General features: G+C 62.2%; 14 protein-coding genes and 1 pseudogene. 7 read left to right on the plus strand and 8 right to left on the minus strand.

All coding sequences use genetic code 11. The features are described 5' to 3' along the window. Positions 1 to 157: 157 nt before the first annotated feature. A complete protein-coding gene (locus BLT85_RS09355; protein WP_157718159.1) occupies positions 158 to 1,120 on the minus strand; it encodes an HPP family protein in 963 nt (320 codons plus the stop codon). Between the two features lie 109 nt (positions 1,121 to 1,229). Here BLT85_RS09355 and BLT85_RS09360 point away from each other — a divergent pair, with 109 nt between their 5' ends. Both BLT85_RS09360 and mnmC read left to right on the plus strand, forming a co-directional pair. Next, the gene (locus tag BLT85_RS09360) at positions 1,230 to 1,571 is read left to right on the plus strand and encodes a 4a-hydroxytetrahydrobiopterin dehydratase (RefSeq protein WP_093393679.1); all 342 of its coding nucleotides are present in this window, start codon (positions 1,230 to 1,232) and stop codon (positions 1,569 to 1,571) included. A 496-nt stretch (positions 1,572 to 2,067) separates the two neighbouring features. Next, positions 2,068 to 4,059 (plus strand): bifunctional tRNA (5-methylaminomethyl-2-thiouridine)(34)-methyltransferase MnmD/FAD-dependent 5-carboxymethylaminomethyl-2-thiouridine(34) oxidoreductase MnmC, encoded by a 1,992-nt coding sequence (gene mnmC / locus BLT85_RS09365; RefSeq protein WP_093393682.1) that lies wholly within the window; start codon positions 2,068 to 2,070, stop codon positions 4,057 to 4,059. Here the strand turns inward: mnmC and BLT85_RS09370 are convergent, their stop codons facing one another. After that, positions 4,060 to 4,818, minus strand: a complete 759-nt coding sequence (locus BLT85_RS09370; protein WP_093393685.1) for a sulfite exporter TauE/SafE family protein — start codon at positions 4,816 to 4,818, stop codon at positions 4,060 to 4,062. A gap of 84 nt (positions 4,819 to 4,902) precedes the next feature. Between BLT85_RS09370 and BLT85_RS09375 the strand changes: the two genes are divergently transcribed. Next, positions 4,903 to 5,157: a YheU family protein gene (locus BLT85_RS09375; protein WP_093393688.1), complete on the plus strand. Its 255-nt coding sequence runs from the start codon at positions 4,903 to 4,905 to the stop codon at positions 5,155 to 5,157. A 4-nt stretch (positions 5,158 to 5,161) separates the two neighbouring features. Here the strand turns inward: BLT85_RS09375 and BLT85_RS09380 are convergent, their stop codons facing one another. Beyond that, positions 5,162 to 6,433, minus strand: coding sequence for a serine hydrolase domain-containing protein (locus BLT85_RS09380; RefSeq protein WP_093393691.1), 1,272 nt, complete (start codon positions 6,431 to 6,433; stop codon positions 5,162 to 5,164). A 189-nt stretch (positions 6,434 to 6,622) separates the two neighbouring features. Between BLT85_RS09380 and BLT85_RS16880 the strand changes: the two are divergent. Next, a pseudogene (locus BLT85_RS16880) lies at positions 6,623 to 6,952 on the plus strand (response regulator); the annotation flags it as partial. A 14-nt stretch (positions 6,953 to 6,966) separates the two neighbouring features. Further along, positions 6,967 to 7,674: an ROK family protein gene (locus BLT85_RS09390; protein ID WP_093393694.1), complete on the plus strand. Its 708-nt coding sequence runs from the start codon at positions 6,967 to 6,969 to the stop codon at positions 7,672 to 7,674. 8 nt (positions 7,675 to 7,682) lie between these two features. Here BLT85_RS09390 and BLT85_RS09395 read toward each other — a convergent pair whose 3' ends face one another. The 4 genes from BLT85_RS09395 to BLT85_RS09410 form a co-directional block, all read right to left on the minus strand. After that, positions 7,683 to 9,224 carry a catalase gene (locus BLT85_RS09395; RefSeq protein ID WP_093393697.1) on the minus strand — a complete coding sequence of 514 codons (1,542 nt, stop codon included), beginning with the start codon at positions 9,222 to 9,224 and terminating at the stop codon, positions 7,683 to 7,685. 76 nt (positions 9,225 to 9,300) lie between these two features. Continuing rightward, complete coding sequence (locus tag BLT85_RS09400; protein ID WP_093393700.1) at positions 9,301 to 10,887, minus strand: sensor domain-containing diguanylate cyclase; 1,587 nt, start codon at positions 10,885 to 10,887, stop codon at positions 9,301 to 9,303. Continuing rightward, positions 10,884 to 11,318 carry a hypothetical protein gene (locus BLT85_RS09405; protein WP_093393703.1) on the minus strand — a complete coding sequence of 145 codons (435 nt, stop codon included), beginning with the start codon at positions 11,316 to 11,318 and terminating at the stop codon, positions 10,884 to 10,886. Before BLT85_RS09405 ends, BLT85_RS09400 begins: the two co-directional genes overlap by 4 nt. Before the next feature lie 8 nt (positions 11,319 to 11,326). After that, positions 11,327 to 12,514 carry a porin gene (locus tag BLT85_RS09410; protein WP_093393706.1) on the minus strand — a complete coding sequence of 396 codons (1,188 nt, stop codon included), beginning with the start codon at positions 12,512 to 12,514 and terminating at the stop codon, positions 11,327 to 11,329. A 340-nt stretch (positions 12,515 to 12,854) separates the two neighbouring features. On the opposite strand from BLT85_RS09410, the gene BLT85_RS09415 reads away from it, so the two are divergent. Beyond that, positions 12,855 to 15,821 (plus strand): PAS domain-containing protein, encoded by a 2,967-nt coding sequence (locus tag BLT85_RS09415; RefSeq protein WP_093393709.1) that lies wholly within the window; start codon positions 12,855 to 12,857, stop codon positions 15,819 to 15,821. 123 nt (positions 15,822 to 15,944) lie between these two features. On the opposite strand, the gene BLT85_RS09420 is transcribed toward BLT85_RS09415, so the two are convergent. Further along, on the minus strand, positions 15,945 to 18,170 hold the full coding sequence (locus tag BLT85_RS09420) for a glucodextranase DOMON-like domain-containing protein (RefSeq protein ID WP_093393712.1): 2,226 nt from the start codon (positions 18,168 to 18,170) through the stop codon (positions 15,945 to 15,947). A 261-nt stretch (positions 18,171 to 18,431) separates the two neighbouring features. On the opposite strand from BLT85_RS09420, the gene BLT85_RS09425 reads away from it, so the two are divergent. Continuing rightward, positions 18,432 to 19,265, plus strand: a complete 834-nt coding sequence (locus BLT85_RS09425) for an alpha/beta fold hydrolase (protein WP_093393715.1) — start codon at positions 18,432 to 18,434, stop codon at positions 19,263 to 19,265. The last annotated feature ends 1 nt before the right edge of the window (position 19,266 follow it).

Here is a 19,266-nt window from a genome sequence, read left to right on the forward strand (position 1 = left end):
GTTACAGATGAGGTGGCTGTGTGAGGGGCAACTGTATTGGTGGGTGTGGGTAGGTTTTTGCGGCCCCAAGGGGTTCGGTTCAAGGAGAAACCTTGCATTCTTCTTCGCGGCGATAGCCGCTCCTACACGGGGTAGCACCCTCGAAGGCAAGACTTGGTTAAGCCTTGGTTGAAGCCTGCCCGGCCGGAGCGGTCTGGTTGATGCGATGCCAGCCGTCGTCGGTCTTTTCCACCTGATAGCGCGCCCACCGGAGGAATTCGCTGGTCTTGGCGATGCCGTTGCCGCCTTCTCCTTTGCCCTTGACGATACGATAACGGACGCGCCCCGCGCGCCCAGGCCGGGTATGAACGATCTGCGTCAGCTGACGTACCGACCAGTTCTCGCCCGGCAGGCCGTTGCTGTAGAAGGCGTCTTCGAAAAGATCACGTTCATCCAACGAGTCGGCGCGGGCATGTTTGCTAGCCAGCTCCATGACTTTGAGCAAGTCGTCAAATTCGATGTCCTTGAACGAATTCATTTGCTTGAGGGCGTAATGAAAGTCCTCCGGCGCAATGCCGGGAGTGCGGGTGACCTGAAAACTGGCCAGACCCAGGGGGTAGCGTCGCCATGCGAACAGGCCGTTGAACAACATTGCGGCGGCAATGATGACGACCGAGTCGAGCAGGATCGGATACAACACGAAGCTGAACCCGTCCGAGACGATCGCGGGCCCGCCCAACACGGCGATCATCGCTGTTGCGCCGCCCGGCGGGTGAAGACAACGGGCATACATCATCAGCGCGATGCTGCCGCCCACGGCAAGCGCCGCGACCCATGGGCCCGGTGGCATCCAGATCAGACAGGCCACGCCAAAAGCGGCTGAGATGGTCTGACCGCCGATGACTGACCATGGCTGCGACAGCACCCCGTGCGGCATGGCGAACACCAGTACTGCGCTGGCACCCATCGAGCCTGTCACCCACAGAGCGCCTTCGCCGGCGAGACCAAGATGCGTGACCCAGTACACCAGCAGCAGCGAGAGCGTGGCGCCGAGGGCTGAGATGAGCTTTTCCTGGTGCGTGGTGTTGTCGGGGCGCCAGCCCATAAACCGCAACGCCCGGCCCCACCATCTACGCGCCATGTGTCCTCCGCCGGCCAAAAGCCGTAATGATACCGCCGAAACGCACCGCAACAGTACCCGCATAACCAGCTGCTACGCTCAGTAGACCTTCAGAACCGGAGTTTTTGCCATGCGCCTCGCGGACCAACCCCTCTCTACCCACTCTCGGCAACTGCTTACCCGCACCGAGATCGACCCGCTGCTGGCCGACTTGCCCGCTTGGCAACTGGTCGAGATCGATGACGTACCGCGGCTGACCAAGTCGTACGCATTCTCGAATTTCGCCGAGGCGCTGGCATTCACAACCCAGGTCGGTCAGCTGGCCGAGGCGGAGAATCACCATCCAGCCCTGTTGACCGAATGGGGGAAGGTGACCGTCTCCTGGTGGACTCACTCGCTGGGCGGCGTGCAGCGCAACGATCTGATCATGGCGTCCCGCACTGATCGGCTGCTCGAGACTGCCGGCCACTGACTGTTAATGAGCCCATACCAGCCTTTTGCCAGCGATAGCTTTGTCCCGGGCCTTGCACGATAATGCCGCCATTGCTGGGCTGCAGACGTCATCGCTTCGTCATAGACGATGGCGACAATAGTCGTCCCGGTTGTAGCCAATTCATCTAATAGATCATCGGATTGGCATCTAGGATGATGGAACGGATGTGCGGCAGCTACCATCCCACGCTGTAACGGACGTTAAGTGTTACCTGCATTGAGAGGCGCCGGATTGGTGCTCGCAGGATGATTTGCCGGAATGGATGTGCCGGCGGCCGACAAGAGCCGCCCCAAACAAGAACAATAAGGTACGGTATGAAACGATTCCCGAAAGCCAAATGGTCGACGGTTGCGCTGGTATTTCTCGCCACCTGGCTGCTGTTGATTCTCCCGAACATGAGCTGACAGCCAGCGCGGTACGATGACGCCATGAGTTGGCGTTACAATGAGCGCCGATCGATTTCGGCGGAGCCGCTGTGACCTCTTCCCCGCACCAAGCAGACCTGACCTGGACAGACGACGGGCAACCGTTTTCGGCTGCGTTCGGCGATGTGTATTTCTCTCGCGAATCGGGGCTCGAAGAGACGCGCCACGTGTTCCTCCACCACAACGCTCTGGCGGAGCGCTGGGCATCTCTGGCCTCTGAAGATACGTTCTGCATCGCCGAGACCGGCTTCGGCACTGGCCTCAACTTCCTCTGCGCCTGGCAGCTGTGGGACCAGTGCGCTCCAGCCGGTTGCCGGCTGCACTTCGTCAGCACCGAGAAGTTCCCGCTTGGCCTGACCGACTTGCAGCGCGCTCTGGCGCTTTGGCCGGAGCTCCAACACTGGGCTGCGCAGTTGCTGGCACAGTACGAGGATCCGGCTGGTGGCTGGCAACGGTTTCGCTTCGAGGACGGGCGAGTGACGTTGACGCTGCTGATCGGCGATCTGCTCGAGACCCTGCCGCAGCTCGATGCATCGGTCGATGCCTGGTTCCTGGACGGGTTCGCGCCAGCCAAAAATCCGGACATGTGGCAGCCGCAGTTGTACCAAACGATGGCCCGCCTGTCGGCCGAACACGCCACGGTCGCCACCTTCACCAGCGTGGGTGACGTGCGCCGCGGCTCGCAGGCCGCCGGTTTCGCCATGCAAAAGGTCAAGGGATACGGGCGCAAGCGGGAGATGCTCGCAGGCCGACTGCAGCCACGAACGGCGTCACCGTGGAGCCCACCATGGTACGACCGTCCCGCACCTTCGCGGGCAGAGCGTACCGCGCTGGTCATCGGCGCTGGGCTCGCCGGGTGCAGCACAGCGTTCGCCCTGGCGCAGCGCGGGTGGGCCGTGACGGTCATCGAGCGTCATCCTGGCGAAGCGCAGGAAGCGTCCGGCAACCCGCAGGGCATTCTCTACTGCAAGCTCTCGGCCCACCCTACTCCGCTGTCCCGCTTCGTGCAGGCCAGCTATGCCTATTGCCTGCGGGTACTGCGCCAATGCCTGCCCATGGACGGAGTCAGCTGGGACCCCTGCGGCATCCTGCAGCTCGCAGCGGATGAGAAGGACGAAACACGTCTGCGGGCGATCGCCGCAAACGGCTACCCCGCCGCGTTCCTGCATTGGGTGGATGCCAGCGAAGCGAGCGAGCTGGCTGGTATACGGGTCGATCGTAGCGGTCTGAATTTCCCCGGCGGCGGCTGGGTGCATCCGCCTGCGCTGTGCCGCGCGTTACTGGAACACCCGAACATCACGCTGCTGACGTGTCACCATGCGATGCGGCTGCAACGGGACTCAGGCAGACGCTGGACAGCGTTCGATAGCGCAGGCGATACGTTGGCCAGCGCCGCAGTGGCGGTCGTCTGCGCCGCGGCCGACAGCCTGCGATTCGCGCAAACTGCTCACCTGCCGCTCAAGGCGATACGCGGTCAGATAACCCACCTGCCAGCCACCGAGACCAGCCAGAAGCTGCGTACAGTGCTCTGTGCCGAAGGCTACGTGTCGCCGGCACGCGGTGGAGAGCATCACGTCGGCGCCAGCTTTCGGTTCGACCGCATCGACTGCGAGCCCAGCGTCGAAGAAAGCCGCGATAATCTGAATCTGTTGCCGAGCCTCTCGGCTGATTTTGCCGAGGCAGTGACTGCGCAGTCGCTGGACCCGGCGCAGCTCAAGGCACGTGCGGCGCTGCGCTGCACCACGCCCGATTATCTGCCGGTTATCGGCCCGGTAGTCAATGCACGGGCGTTCAGCGAGAACTACGCGGTGCTGCGCAAGGACGCTGCGCGCAAGCTCGAAACGCCCGCACCCTGGCTGGACGGCTTGTACGTGAATGCGGCGCACGGCTCGCGCGGCCTGCTCAGCGCGCCGCTCAGCGGTGAACTGATTGCCGCCTGGCTCGAAGGCGAGCCCCTGCCGTTGCCGAGACCCGTAGCCGAAGCCGTGCACCCCTCGCGGTTTTTGCTCAGGGAGCTGATCCGCGGCGGCAAGCGCAACTGATCAGCCGGTCATCAGTGCCTGCACGCCTTCGTACAGCAACTTGCCGCCGGTGAAGAACAGGAAGATGTAGCACAGCTTGTAGATCACTTGCTCGTTGGTCTTCTGCAGCATCCAGAAGCCCATGCGCACGCCGATCGGCGCCAGCGGCAGCAGCACCAGCGAGGTAAGCAGGTTGCTGGTAGTGAACTGCCCGAGATAGATGTAGCCGGGCACCTTGGCCAGGTTCACCACCATGAAGAACACGGCGATGGTGCCCATCAGCACGGTCTTTTCCATACGCTGCGGCAGCAGGTAGATATTGATCGGCGGACCGCCGGCGTGAATACCGAAACTGGTAAAGCCCGATACCATACCCCAGAAGCTGCCCCGAACCGGGCTCACGCCCTTGGGCGGCGGGTTGTCGCGGCGCAGCCAGATGCTCAGCACGAACAACAGCGCGATCGCACCGATCATCACCTGGATATGCGCTTCGTTGAGCACCCGAAACGTCAGCGCGCCGAGCACCACGCCGACCAGCGATGCCGGGACAATGATGCGCAAATTGGCTTTGTCCCAGCGGCCACGGAACGTACGCAGCGCGATCAGATCCATTGCACAGAGAATAGGCAGCAGGATCGCCGCGGCTATCTGCGGAGAGATGACCAGCGACATCAGCGGGACGGAAAGAATCGCGATATTGCCACCGAACCCGCCCTTGGCGATGCCATACAGCAGCACGGCGGGGATGGCGCACAGATAGAACAGCGGATCGGTGATCATGACGGCCTGGTTCAACTCGACAGGCCCGGCAGTGTAGCATTGGCCGGGCCCTCACATCGTACTGGTCATCCGGGAAGTAGACCCATGTTGATACCCTACCAATTGCTCGATTCCGAGACGCTGCGGCGTCTGCTGGAAGACTTCGTCACTCGCGACGGGACCGACAACGGTTACGAGGCGACGCTCGAGCAGCGCGTCGAGCGCCTGCGTCGCCAGATCGACCGGCGCGAGGTGGTCATCGTCTACCATCCCGATACCGGCGATACCAGCCTGGCCCACCGGCGCGACGTCCCGCGCGAGATGCTCGACGAGCTCGAACGGGACGACGAACCCGGCTAGCCCGTTACCTCAACATATCCGCCAGCGCCTCGAGCGCCGGCAGCGTCATCGGGAAGGTTTGTCCGGTTGTCGCCACCGGGTGCGACGACAACCGCACCACCACCAGCCCTGCTTTCGGATTGACGTGAAGCATCTGGCCGTGCACACCGAGCGCCTCGTACGCGCCGTCATCGTTGTGACTGATCCACCACTGATTCCGGTAGGAGTAGCCGGGCTGATAGTCGCGGCCGGAAGCCTTGAATGCTTCGCGGTCGGCACCTTCGCGGATGCTGCGTACGACCGATTGATCAATGATGCGCTGGCCATTGAACTCCCCTTCGAGACGCATCATTTCACCGAAGCGTGCCAGGTCACGCAAGGTGGCATCCATGCCGGCTCCGGCCCATTCGGTACCGTGGCGGTCGAGCAGCATATAGGCATCGTGCTCGGCACCGATCTTGCGCCAGATACGCTCGCCGATCAGCTCGGCCATGTGCTTGCCGGTAGCCCGGCGCAGTACCCAGCCGAGCACTTCGGTGTGTACCGTGCGGTAGCGGAAGTAGCGACCGTGTTCATCAGCCGGGCCGATGCTTGGCAGGTAGCTGTACAGATCGCGGTGCCCGGCGTAGTCCACCGGAGCGGGCCTCATGCCGGCGGCCAGGGCGTACTTGACCACGTCCGATTCGGCATTGGCGTAGATCTCGCTGTAGTCGATGTCCGCCGTCATGTTCAGCAGCTGCTGCAGCGTGGCGCCCTTCCAGCCGCTCTCGGCCAGCTCCGGCAGGTAATCGGTGATCTGCGCCCCGGCGTTGAGCACGCCCTCTTCGATCAGCTGCGTAGCCAGGATGCCGGCGAAGGATTTGGTCATCGACCACATGATGTGCGGATGATCGTCGGGCATGCCTTCGTGGTAGGCCTCGTAAACGATTTTGCCGTCCTTGAGAATGATGGTTGCATCGGCATAGGTCTTGTTCAGGTACTCGGCGAAGGTCATTTCGCCCTCGGGGCCCTGAAAGCGCATGCCTCCAATCGCTTCGCTCAGATCCTCATCGCGAGGCAACTCGGCCACGCCGCCATTGCCGCGCGGAATCGCCCGGGTCGGCAGCAGTTCGCGCATATGGTGGAAAGCCCAGCGAATCTGCGGGTATTGGGTGAGGAAGGTCGCTGCGGTCACCTGCTTGTCCGCGGGCGGCGGGAAGCCCTGCATCAAGCGCAACTGATCGAGACGTACCGACTCCGGCGGAGGCAGCGACGGCTGGGCCTGGGCCTGCGTGGCGGTGAGCGTAGGGCGGGGCATCGGCGATCCTCGTTGGCGTTGTTTGGCTCCCAGCGTAGCTGCGCTGCCAGTGCCGGCCAAGGTCAGATCGGCCAAAAGCGAAGACGCGAACGCCAAGCCGGGATCGGTGATTGCACACCATAACCGCACGGGATACGAAATACTGCGGTTCGCCTGGCAGTAGTCGTCGGCCGCAGTGGCGCGGTGATGGTCAGGATGGTGCTCGAAGACTGCGGGAGAGTCGGAAATCGCGCTCAACGCGCGCGAAGCGCCGGCGATTCTCGACCAGGGCAGGCATTTCGATTTGCTGTTCGCTGACCTGACCGTGCAGGCGGCATGAACGGAATCATGCTGGCGCGCGAGGTGCGCAAGCGCAAGCCAGGGATGAAAGTCCTGCTCACCACAGGCTATGCTGAGAGCTCGCTCGAGCGAACCGACCTGGGCGGCTCGGAGTTCGACGTCATTCCCAAACCGTACATGCCGGGCGACCTGGCCAGGAAGGTGCGCATGGTTCTGGTCGGACCAACCGGCGTCAGCTAATCAACGGAGCAACCATGCCCGCAGGAATTCTCGCGATCGATATTGGTGGTACGTCAGTGAAGGCGGCGGTGCTGGACAACTCCGGCACGCCGCAGTGCGAGAGAGTCCGCGTCCCGACGCCACGCCCCTGCCCACCGGAAATCATGCTCGAGCTGGTCAGCGGCCTCGTAACCCCCCTTCCCGCCTATGACCGCATAGCGGTCGGGTTCCCCGGTGCTGTGCGCGACGGACGCGTGCTGACCGCAGCGAACCTGGGCAATGCGCCCTGGGTCGACTTCCCGCTCGAACAACAGATCTTCGAGCTTCTAGGCTGCCCCACCCATCTGCTCAACGACGCCGACATGCAGGGCTTCGCTCTGATCGATGGGGTGGGACTGGAACTGGTGATCACGCTTGGCACCGGCTTCGGCACGGCCTGGTTCCGGCACGGCGAATTGATGCCGCACCTGGAAATAGCCCACCATCCTATTCGCAGCAACCTCACCTATGATCAATATCTGGGTACGGATGCCCTGACACGCATCGGCAAGACCCGCTGGAACCAGCGGCTCGAATACGCGCTGGAAGTGCTGGACCGCATGCTGCGGCCTGATCGGGTGATTCTGGCGGGCGGCAATGCCCGGCTGGTGGACATCGCATTATCCGAACGGATGGTCATCAAACCGGACGCCACCGGTATCAGCGGCGGCGCGGCGTTGTGGCGCAGTACACAGTCGGACTGAGTCTCCGATCAGCGCTGGTTGGCCAGGTTCTCGTTGGGCGCTGCACGCCCCTTCAGCGGCGGGAGCCGCTTGGCCTTGTCCAGATCGATGCCGGCGCCTTCAGCGACACGACGACCGTACTCCTCGTCGCAGTGCCAGAAGTGCCAAATCATACGCAGCTGGATGTCTTCCGGACATTGCTTCATGTCCTCGACCAGGTTAGCAATCAGATCCTCACGTTCCCAGTCTTCGAAGGTCCGGTAACGTTCACCCGTCTGACGGTAGTCGGCTTCGGATTTGGTCGTCTGGTAACGTCCAAGACGGCCTTCGACCCACGGCTGGTACTCGGTGCCTGGATACGCGGACTCTTCCAATCCGTTTTGCGAGCTGGGCTCGTAGTTCACGTGCGGGTTTTCACCGCCGCGGTCGACGTAGTGCGCCATCGCGCCATCGCGCTGGTTGGTCGCTGTCGGGCACTTGGGAGCATTGATCGGCAGCTGCAGATAATTGGCGCCGACGCGGTAACGTTGGGTGTCGGAATACGATAGCGTGCGTCCCTGGAGCATCTTGTCGTCGGAGAAGTCGATACCGTCGACCAATACGCCGGTACCGAAGGCCGACTGCTCGGTTTCGGCATGGAAGTTGTCCGGGTTGCGGTCGAGGACCAACCGGCCGACCGGCAATAGCGGGAACTGATCTTCCGGCCAGCGCTTGGTGTCGTCCAGCGGATCGAAGTCGAGCTCGGGATGCTCGCCATCGGCCATGACCTGCACGCACATTTCCCACTCCGGGTAATCGCCGCGCTCGATAGCGTCATACAGATCGCGCGTCGCGTGCCCGACATCCTTCGCCTGGATCTCTGCGGCCTGCGCCGAGGTGAGGTTCTTCACACCCTGCTTGGGCTCGAAGGAGAACTTGCAGAGCACGGCCTGACCATCCGGGTTGACCAGCTTGTAAGTGTTTACACTGGAGCCCTCCATGTGCCGGTAATCGGCCGGGATGCCCCAGGGACTTTTGACCCAGGTGACCATGTGCAGCGATTCAGGATGATGCTGGACAAAGTCATAGAAGCGCCACGCTTCCTGACGGTTGGAGATCGGGTCCGGCTTGAACGCATGGATCATGTCCGGAAACTTGATGGCATCACGGATGAAGAAAATCTTCAGGTTGTTGCCGACGAGATCCCAGTTGCCTTCCACGGTGTAGAACTTGATGGCGAAGCCGCGCGGATCCCGGGCTGTCTCCGGTGATTCCTTGCCGCCGATGACGGTAGAAAAACGCAGGAACACGGGGGTCTTGCTGCCGGCTTCGGTGAGCACCTTGGCGCGTGTATATTTCGTCGCCGGCTCGTCGCCGATCTTCCCGTAAGCCTCGAACCAGCCATGCGCGGCGGTTCCTCGGGCATGCACCACGCGTTCCGGAATGCGCTCTCTATCGAAATGGGTGATTTTCTCGATGAACTGATAGTTTTCCAGCGTTGCCGGTCCTCGTTCACCGACACTGCGCAAACTCTGGTTATCGTGGACCGGGTGGCCCTGGCGATTGGTGAGGCTGTGCTGCTTGTCTGTCATGGGTACTCTCCAGGCTGCTCGGTGCACCCCTTTGGAGACGTTACCAGCGAGACAGTTCGCCGGGTTCGACGAATGGCTAACCCTCCCCGTCGGCATAGAAGCGATAGCAATTGCGCCCTGCGCGCTTTGCCTGGTACATCGCCTCGTCAGCATGACTCAACAGAGTTTCCGGCGTGTGGGCATCCTCGCCAAGCGTGGCGATGCCCAGGCTGGCGCCGACCTGCGCCGAACGATCGGCGTCCAAGGGTATGGGCAGATTGACCAGCTCGAGGAAGCGCGACAGGATGCGTTCCAGCGACTCACGCCGGACCGGTCCGTTGAGCAGCACGACGAATTCGTCGCCGCCAAGCCGCGCGACGAAATCATCTTCGCGTACCAGCTCAGCCCACAGCCGCGCGACGTGCTGCAGGATGCGGTCACCCATGGCGTGACCGAAGGTGTCGTTGGCCTGCTTGAAACGATCCAGGTCAAGCATGATCAGCACTGGGCGCTGTGCCGGATCAAGCTCCAACTCGCGGGCCGCCTGCTCCAGGCGTCGTGACAGGCCGCGGCGATTGCCGAGGCCGGTAAGCGCGTCGGTCAGTGCCATCTGCTCCGCGGCCTGGGTAGCCAGATGTCTGTCCGTCACGTCGTTCGCCACACCCTGATAACGGTCTCGCCCATAAACGTTGAACAGCATCGCTATCCAGCGCGGGTGCGCCGCACTACCGAGCCGCACCTCGAGTTGCTGGGCGGGCCGATCTCCCTCGCAGGCAACTAGCACCGCGTCGATGTCATCCATTGGCAACTCGCACAGATCGCAAAGTCGCAGCGTGCCGGCCGACAGATCGGTCGCAGCGTCCAGCCCGAACATACGCTTGAAAGCCGGATTCGCCGAAAACACCCGACCGCTTCCGTCGACCTCAAAAATACCGGTTTCAACATTGTCAAAAATGGTACGAAAACGACGTTCCTCGATCTCGCGCTGAACTCGGAGCTCCCGCTCCCCGCGCAGCGACGAAACCAGCCGGTCAATCATGGCGTTGACGCTCATGACCAGCCGCCCGAGCTCGTCGCGTTCGTTACCAGGCGGAATGCTGAGCTTTTCTCCGCTTTCGCCATCGAGGTGGCGTAGCCGCCGCGAGACATCCCTGATTGGTCGCGTCACCAGCCGCACGATGACCCAGACCACCGCAGCGCCGATCCCGATCAGCTGTAGCGTGAGCAGGATGGCAATGAACAGCGATGCCTCGAACACTGACCGGCGGATCTGCTCGACGTTGGGCGTGAGAACGATCCGGCACACTTCCTCGTCGTCGACGAAGGGAGAAACGACAGACCGCTCCAACGCGACTGCCCGCCGCCGGTCGCTATCACCCATTTCCAGGAGGACCGAGCCGGCCTGCACGATCTGAACCCGGCCGACGATGCCGTTGCTGAGCAAGCCGCTGGCGACCTCCGCAGCCAGATCGCGGTTATCCAGGAAACAGGCGATCTGCACCGTACGCTCGACAGTGTCCAGCAATTCTTCCAGGCGATGGTGCTGCTCGTTGCGCTCGCGCCGTTCGCTGATCAGCATTGCGCCGATCAATGACACCGCACCGAGCAAGCCCACCGCAACCAGCGTCAGCGCTGCGCTACGCAGGGCCAGCCGGGTGCGGAACAGGCGAGCGAATGATTTCACTGTGGCGGCCGGTCAGGGAACGCCAGTACCACCACCATATCCTCGGGTACGTTCGCTCTGTCGATAAAACCGATCGCGCCGGGATTGCGACGCAGGTAAGCGAGCATTTCCGCCTCCTCGGCAATCTGCAAGGGTGGCGAGGCCTGACCGGAGAACACCAGACGGGCCCAGTACGAGTTAATTTCGGCAAGGTCCTTGTTGACCAACTGGCGATAGAAGCGCTCTCTGAGCGGCCCAAGGTCCACAGGCAACGCCGCGACGCCGGAAGGCAGCTTACGATAGCGTCCCATGAAAATGTTGATCAGATCGCTGCGGCTCAACTGGGTGATCTTCGCACTCGGGTGAGCAACCGCCACCAGTTCGGCTCGAAGCGATGCGGGCGTTGACAGTGACAGGATCAGCAGGGCGAGTAGAAGCGGATATCTCTTCATATGGCCCCCTAGAAGACAAAGTCGAGAGCGAGACTGAACACTGCCGTGTCCTGGTCCCAGTCAGGCTGTACATGGCGCCACATGAGCCCCACCTGATCGACATTGATGAAGTCCACCTGACCCTTGAGCGCAATGTTTCGAGCCACGTCGTAACGCCCACCCAGAGAAAGGGTCTGCTGGGTGAGACCTGCCTTCTCATTCGAAGGGATACCAAACTCGCTCAGCGCAAAGCCCCGGGTACGAGCGCCCGAAAGCGACACGAAAGGCGTTACCGGCTCGAGGCGGTAGCCTGCAGTAATGAACGCAGTAGTAAGGTCTATTTCGTCACCGGATCGGTTGAGCTGACCAAGCATCGCCTGGATCTGCAACGGTCCGCGGTCATAGGCAACCCCAAGCGAACTCATCTGGATGGTGGTGGGCGAGACCGCATCGCGTAGCCCTTCGGCCAGCCGCGGCTGAAAGAACGCAAGCAGATCGAGCTGATTCAGGAATTCATCAGGCGCCTCAAGACGGTAATCGATTTCACCCAGACCGAGCTGCCAGCGCCAGCGGCCGACTTCGTAATTGATGTGGCCGCCATAAACGCGGCTACCGGTTGCGTCGAGTACAACGCCGGCGAGATCGGAATTCACCTTCTCGTCCGCCAGCCCTGCGTACAGCTTGCCCCAAAGCAGCCCGTCCCCAAGCGGGCGGCGCAGCACGATATCGCCCCCGTCGATATGCGACAGGTGCCGCGTACCGTAATAATCCACCGGTGGCCGCACCCAGAGATACGAGTAACCGACATCGCGCGAGTCGGCGAGCATGTAGCTATCCAGGGCTACCCGGCCCAGACGCAGCGTCACCGCCGGATCCGGGTTATAGCGCAGAAACGCCCAGGTCAGCTTGGGCTCGTAGCTACCGTTATGATCATAGCGCGACACGCCCTGCACCATCGCGTCGAGCGTTTCGGTCAGGTCGGCGCGCAGCTGCAAGCCGAAGCGGCTATCGACATCACCATCCCAGTCACCGGCGGTGCCGTCCTGCTGGCTGATGTCACGAATGAACTCGGCATTGGAATCGGTGCTTCGCGCCACGCCTAGCGTGCCGAAACCATTGACGGCCAGTTTGCCGTTGAGCAGTTCGATTGCGTTGGCGCCGCCGGGGGTGAGTAAAAGCAGCGACAGCCCCAAGTGCAGGAGCCTGGATATCGACATGAATGGGTCTCTATTGGTGTTGACGACTTTGTTGTTATTCGACGACGAGCCTTGGGGGGGCCCGGGACCGAACCGGAGTGGATTCGCAGGTCCGGTCGCACACGTGTGGCCTAATTTAAAGCAAATTCAAGGTAGCTGCCATCGGCAGAACGTGCCATGCGTGTGGCGGCAACGCCCCTCGCCGGGCGGCGTTTTGTGATGCGGGGCCTTCCAACAGACATATCGGCAGGAAACGCCGGGGCTTTAACAACGATTCGCTCGGCGACAGCCCCGCTTCGCTTTGTTCAATCCCACTGATGTGACTTATGCTTGCGACATCATCTATCGGAAAAAAAAATAAATGACGAGCGCCGACTCAAACGCCTCCAACCACCCGCGCCCCTCTTCATTCCTGCGCGGTGGAGGCGATACGGGCGAACTCATTCGTCGACATGACTGGTCGGCTACCCCTCTTGGCCCGCTGGAATCCTGGCCGCAGAGCCTGCGGACGGTCACCAGCATGTTGTTGCTTTCGCCGGTGCCGATGGTCCTCTTGTGGGGTCGTGAAGGTGTGATGATCTATAACGACCCTTATTCCCGCTTCGCCGGTGCGCGTCATCCTCAACTGCTCGGCTGCGATGTTCGCCAGGGCTGGCCCGAGGTTGCCGAGTTCAACGATCACGTCATGCGTGCGGGTCTGGCAGGCGAAACGCTCACCTACCACGATCAGGAATTCACCCTGCTGCGCCACGGACGACCCGAGCAAGTGTGGGTGAATCTGGATTACTCTCCGGTGCTCGACGAAAGCGGAGCGCCGGCGGGGGTCATCGCGGTAGTGGTCGAAACCAGCAAAAGCGTACGCGCGAAAAATCGCCTGCAGGCTGAGCGAACGCGGCTGGCGCGACTTTTCGAGCAGGCGCCGAGCCTGATGGCCATGCTAGAGGGGCCGGAGCATATCTATCAAATGGCCAACCCGGCCTACCGGCAACTTGTCGGCGAGCGGCCGCTGCTGGGCCTGCCGGTGCGCGAGGCCTTGCCTGAACTGGTTCGCCAGGGCTTCATTGAATTGCTCGACAAGGTCTACCGCACCGGCGAAGCCTACGCCAGCACCTCGGCCGTAGAGCTCCGCCGGGGTCTGAACGAAAACGAAGAAAAGCGCTTCGTGGATTTCGTCTTTCAACCGATCACTGATGGCGACAACAAGGTCAGCGGCATATTCATCACCGGTTACGACGTCACCGAGCGCGCCCAGGCCGAAGACCGTGCACGATTTCTCGACAGCCTGGGCAAGGCTACGTCGACTCGCTCCGATTCCGACTCGGTGCTGGACATCACCACAGCGATGCTTGGCGCCTATCTCGGCGTCGCGGTGTGTGCTTACGCCGATATGGACGCGGACGAGGACGGCTTCAATATTCGCGGAAACTGGTCTAAGCCTGGCGCGTCGGGGATCATTGGCCATCATCACCTTGCCGATTTTGGCCAGCTCGCGGTCGCCAATCTGAGTGCCGGTCGCCCGCTGATTCTGCACGACACCCGCCAGCAGTTACCTGCCAACGAAGCCGAGACGTTTCTGGCACTAGGGCTCGCCGCCACCATATGCCTGCCGCTGGTCAAGGGAGGCCGCTTGACCGCCTTGATGGCAGTACATCACGACCAGCCACGCAACTGGACCAGCGACGAAATAGCGCTGATGACAGAGGTTACCGACCGGTCCTGGGCACATATCGAGCGAGTCCGGGCGGAGGCCGAGGTACGCCTGGCCGAGCAGCGCTTCCGTGAAGCGCTAGAAGTCGAGGTGGCAGAGCGGACCGCTGCGCTGGCGCAAAGCCAGGCGCATATCCGCGCGGTATCCGAAACCACGCATATGTACCAAGGGTTGATAGCGCCCACTGGCAGGCTGCTATACATGAACGCCACCGCACTTGCCGGCATCGGTGCCAGCGCGGAAGACGTAACCGGCATGCTTTTCTGGGAGACGCCCTGGTTCAGCGGTACGCCAGGGGCGCCTGAGCAGCTTCGCGAAGCCGTCGAGCGGGTCGCCGCGGGCAGCCCGGTTGCGCTGGATATCACAGTGAATCTGCCAACCGGCGTTCGTTCGTTCGACTTTGCCATGCGGCCGGTACGTAACGAAAATGGCGACGTCGTGGCGATCGTGCCTGAAGCGGTGGAGGTCACTGCTCGCAAACAGGCCGAGCAGGCTTTGCAACAGGCGCAAAAGATGGAGGCGCTGGGCAACCTGACCGGCGGTATCGCTCATGACTTCAACAACCTGCTGATGGCGATCCAGGGCAGTCTGGAGCTGCTCGGCAAACGCATGCCGGACGATCCCGCGCTGGTGCGGCTGGTAAATAATGCTCGGGCGGGCGTCGAACGCGGCGCAGCCTTGACCTCGCGCATGCTCAGCTTCGCTCGTAAACAGGAACTTCGCTCCGAGCAGGTCGATCTGCGCTCGCTGGTCATCGGTATGACCGAACTGCTGGAGCGGTCGCTCGGCGCAATGGTGACCATCGAGACCAGCTTTGCAGACCGCTTGCCGTTCGTGGAGACCGATCCCAACCAGCTCGAAGCAGCCCTGCTCAACCTGGCGTTGAATGCACGGGACGCGATGGGCGGCAAAGGGCATATCCACATCGAGGCGGCCGAGGCCGTGTTACAGGAGCCAGACCAGGGCCTGCCCGCTGGTCGCTATGTACGTCTCGATGTGCGGGACGAGGGTGAAGGCATGGACGCGCCGACACTCAAGCGCGCCACCGAGCCCTTCTTCACCACCAAGGGCGTCGGCAAGGGCACCGGCCTCGGATTGTCGATGGTGCATGGCTTCGCCGAGCAATCCCGAGGAAAGCTGCTGCTTAGCAGTCAGCCGGGCAAAGGGACGGTAGCGTCAGTCTGGCTGCCGGCGCTGAACATCGAGGCCGAATATCGCCCCCGTCCGGTGAAGGCTGCCGAGCCGACTCCCCAGATGCCTCCCCTCACGGTGTTGACTGTCGACGACGATCACCTGGTGCTGATGAACACGGCGGACATGCTGCGTGAATACGATCATCAGGTACTCATGGCACGCTCCGCCCGCGAAGCGCTGGTTCTGCTCAAGCACATACGGGTCGATCTGGTGATAACCGACCATGCCATGCCGCAAATGACCGGCTCCCAACTGATCGCCGAAATCCAGCAAGACTACCCGGCGATAGCCATCATTCTCGCCTCGGGCTACGCCGAGCTGCCCGCCGGACTCGATCCGGGGCTGACGCGGCTTGCCAAACCCTTCACCCAGGCTGATCTGGCACGCGCCATCTGGCGGGCGACACAACCCTCTCAACCGCACTGATCCCAACGAAACCTGCCTTGGCGCACCGGGTGTACTCAGGCAGTGGTGGCGCTTCTCGATGAGCTGATTCGCTCTGAAGGAACCGTATCGCAACCGGCGACAGGTGCGATACGGTCCAGGCGTTTAGCGGAACGACTCCTGTCTTGCGCAGCCTTCAAGGGTAACGGTCACCGGTCCGTCGGTATCGACATCAAGCTGTACGTCGCAACCGACCTTTGCCCGATCGATATGTACGGTCATCGTCGCCAGGTTGCGAGCCGTGATGCTCAGTCGGTTTGCGGCAGGCCGCAGCGGAGCCGTACCCCACGTCTTGTACTGGCTGGTATAGAGCATGGGTCCGAGCGCGCCCCCTTCCAGCACACCCAAGCCGCTGCGAGTCGCGCTGGCCGCTGGATCACCAAGACCGAAGCCATGCGAGATGACATCGACCTTCGCTCGCCCGGTCTGAGCATAGGGATCCCGTACGGTCATCTCGGACAGCCAGTACGCGTGGTCCCCGACCACCCCCACGTTGGCAAAATCCATCGCCGGATTGACGACGTAGCTCACGTGATGCGGGTTGCGATCGACCGTAGCGTCGCCAAGAAACTCCGCCGACGGGCCGTACTCATCGTTGACCGCGAGCAACAGGTGATCCGATGTCGCAAACGTGTCGAAGCGGTAGCGATAGCCCAGTGCGTCGAAGCGTTGCGCCTGTGCGGTAGTGCCGGACAACGGCACCAGTTCGTCAGCGGAACCTATCCACATCATGTAGGGAATATTGCGGACGCTCTCCAACTGATCATAGGTGCTGCTTTCCTGCCCACCGGTGCTCTCCAACGGCGGTGCCCAGATACCTATCGACGGTGGCCCGACGACAGTGTGCGCCTTGGCGAACAAGTCGGGGAAGCGTGTTGTGAAACGGTAGGTGGCATAACCGCCCATGGAATAACCGGTGATGTTGGTCATCGCAGGATTCAGAGGGTAGTGTCGCGCTACGTCGGCCCAGACTTCGAACGTATCGGCGCCAGCATGCTCCACGTACCATCCATCCGGACCACGCCCGGCCGGCGTCATGACAATGTGGCCCTGGCCACGCTCGCCAAGCTGCGATTGGTGCTTGTTGCCCGAGTACTGGTTGTAGTTCTGGCCCAGTGAGTGCAGCAGTAAGGTCAGCCCGTAGCCACTTTCCGGCTCCGCTCCGACCGGCACATACACGGAATAGGGCTGGAGCTGCCCAAGCAGGCTGCCGACGCACCCGGTCGCTTCACCGCATTCGCTCGTCCAGTCAGCGCCCTGCCGGGTCTCCGAATGGCTGGCAAGGATTCGGTTCATCGCTCCGTGCTGGGGCACGCCTTTGGGCTGGCCGTGAAGGTTATCGGTGATGCCGCGCTTGAGCTTGGCGAAGTCGACCTGCACGAAGAGATCGCTCAGGTCGCCAGCGCTCAGCGCCTCGGCCTGTTTCCCGTCCCGCCAGTTGCCGGTTTCCTCGAAGCGGAAGGCAGCATTGAAGAAGGCCGCAGGCCTGGTAAGCAACCCCTTGCCGCCCGGTGTGGTCATTCCCGCAGTTTCCGCAGGAAGCGTATAGCGACCCGTCAGCGCGTTCCACAACCCGGCACCGCCAGCGAGTCGCACCACGCGCTCGCCCGGGTCCCAGGCCGACGCCGGAATGCGCACCTCTACCTGGCGACGCTCGGTGTCGACATTAACCAGCGGCGCGGGCGACAAGGCCTGGCCAGTCGCGGCGTTGATCAGCTCGGCTTGCGCACCATGCCAGGTCAAAAACAGCTCAGCGGGGGCGCTCACATTGGCACCGTGGGGAAATTCGACCGGCGTCGCTGACTCGCCAATAGCAAGGGTTACGCCCACTTTCTGGGGCGCAAGAAGCGTATTCAAGGTAAAGCGGAACACCGTGTCCTGGCCGTGCTTTTTGACCCTGAGTTCGACCAGATCCGCCGCATTACCCGCATAGTCTGGATGAGTCGGATAGCTGTAGCTGCCATTGCTGGAGGGATCGCGGGCCCCGGCGGTGGCGTCGGGGACGGTACCGTTGGCGCCGGTGTCATCATAGAGATAGTCCTGATACAGGAACTCACCTCGACGATAGGCGCTTGCACCGGAGATCAGGATTGGTTCGGCCTTCCATATGACCGTGTTTTCCAGTTGCGGCGCGCGTGGCGGCTTTTCATAAAGAATGTCGGGGCCTGGTCTGGGAGCTGGTCCGCTATATAAAGATTGCGCGGAATAATCGGCAGCCCCGGCGTGCTGGGCAAGTACGAGCGCGCCGAGCAGACCGAGCGAGCGGCGCAGCGGCGTGCCGCACAGGGAACGGTGGCCGCCGGGCCGGGCATTGGCTTTGGTAGGCTTCATGGTATCTCCGGTTTTTTATTGGTCTTTTTGGGGCGCAGCCAAACGCGTGGAGGTGCCGGTTCGGCCACGCATGTTGGAGAAAGCGAAACTGCAAGCCGTTCCCACCGCCCGCCGCAGATATATCGCTTGATTCATTTGATTGATGCGATGGAATACACCGAACTGATCCCCCGCACCGAAGCCAGCGATGCTATTGCGTTGAACACCCGCGTCCGCGCCGAGTCCACATAAACAGCCCAACAAACCAAGGGGAGTACAGCAATGCACAGCCAAACCGCGACCGTTCACGGGATAACCATGCGTTGGCTCGAGCAGGGCGAAGGCCTGCCGGTCGTGCTCCTGCACGGCATTCCGACCTCCCCTGCCCTCTGGCGCCATGTCATGCCCAAACTGGAAGGCGTGCGCTGCCTGGCCTTCGAAATGGTTGGCTATGGTGACTCGATCCCTGCCGGAGCCGGGCAGGATCTGTCGATATCCCATCAGGCCGAGTATCTCGCTCAGTGGATGGATCACCTGGGCATCGAACGCGCGGTGCTGGTCGGACATGACCTTGGCGGCGGCGTGGCGCAGATTGCCGCCGTCCGCCGTCCCGAGTTGTGCGCTGGCCTGCTGTTGACCAACGCGATCGGTTACGACTCCTGGCCGATACCCAGCGTCAAGGCCCTGAATGCTGGGGGGCCACTCATAAGCCATCTCCCTGGCGCCGCAGGTAAGCAGATCCTGCGAGTGTTGATGCATCGCGGCCATGACAACAAGGACATGGCTTCAGAGGCCCTGGAAGAGCACTGGCAGCCGTATGCCAGGCATGGCGGTGCCGCCAGCCTGATCCGACAGATCGAGGCACTCGATGTGCATGACACTCTGGCGATCCAGGACGCCCTTCCCGGCCTGGCGATTCCGGCGCGGATCGTCTGGGGTGCAGCCGACCCGTTCCAGAAAATCGAGTACGGCGAGCGCTTCGCCCGCGATCTCTCCGCGCCACTGCATCGTATCGAAGGCGGTCTGCATTTCACCCCGGAGGATCACCCGGGGATACTCGCGGAACAGATCCTGCGGCTGGTAGATGAAGTGCGCCACGCGGCAGCCCCGCTTTGAC

This window comes from Halopseudomonas xinjiangensis (genome assembly GCF_900104945.1).
GTDB classification, from domain to species: domain Bacteria; phylum Pseudomonadota; class Gammaproteobacteria; order Pseudomonadales; family Pseudomonadaceae; genus Halopseudomonas; species Halopseudomonas xinjiangensis.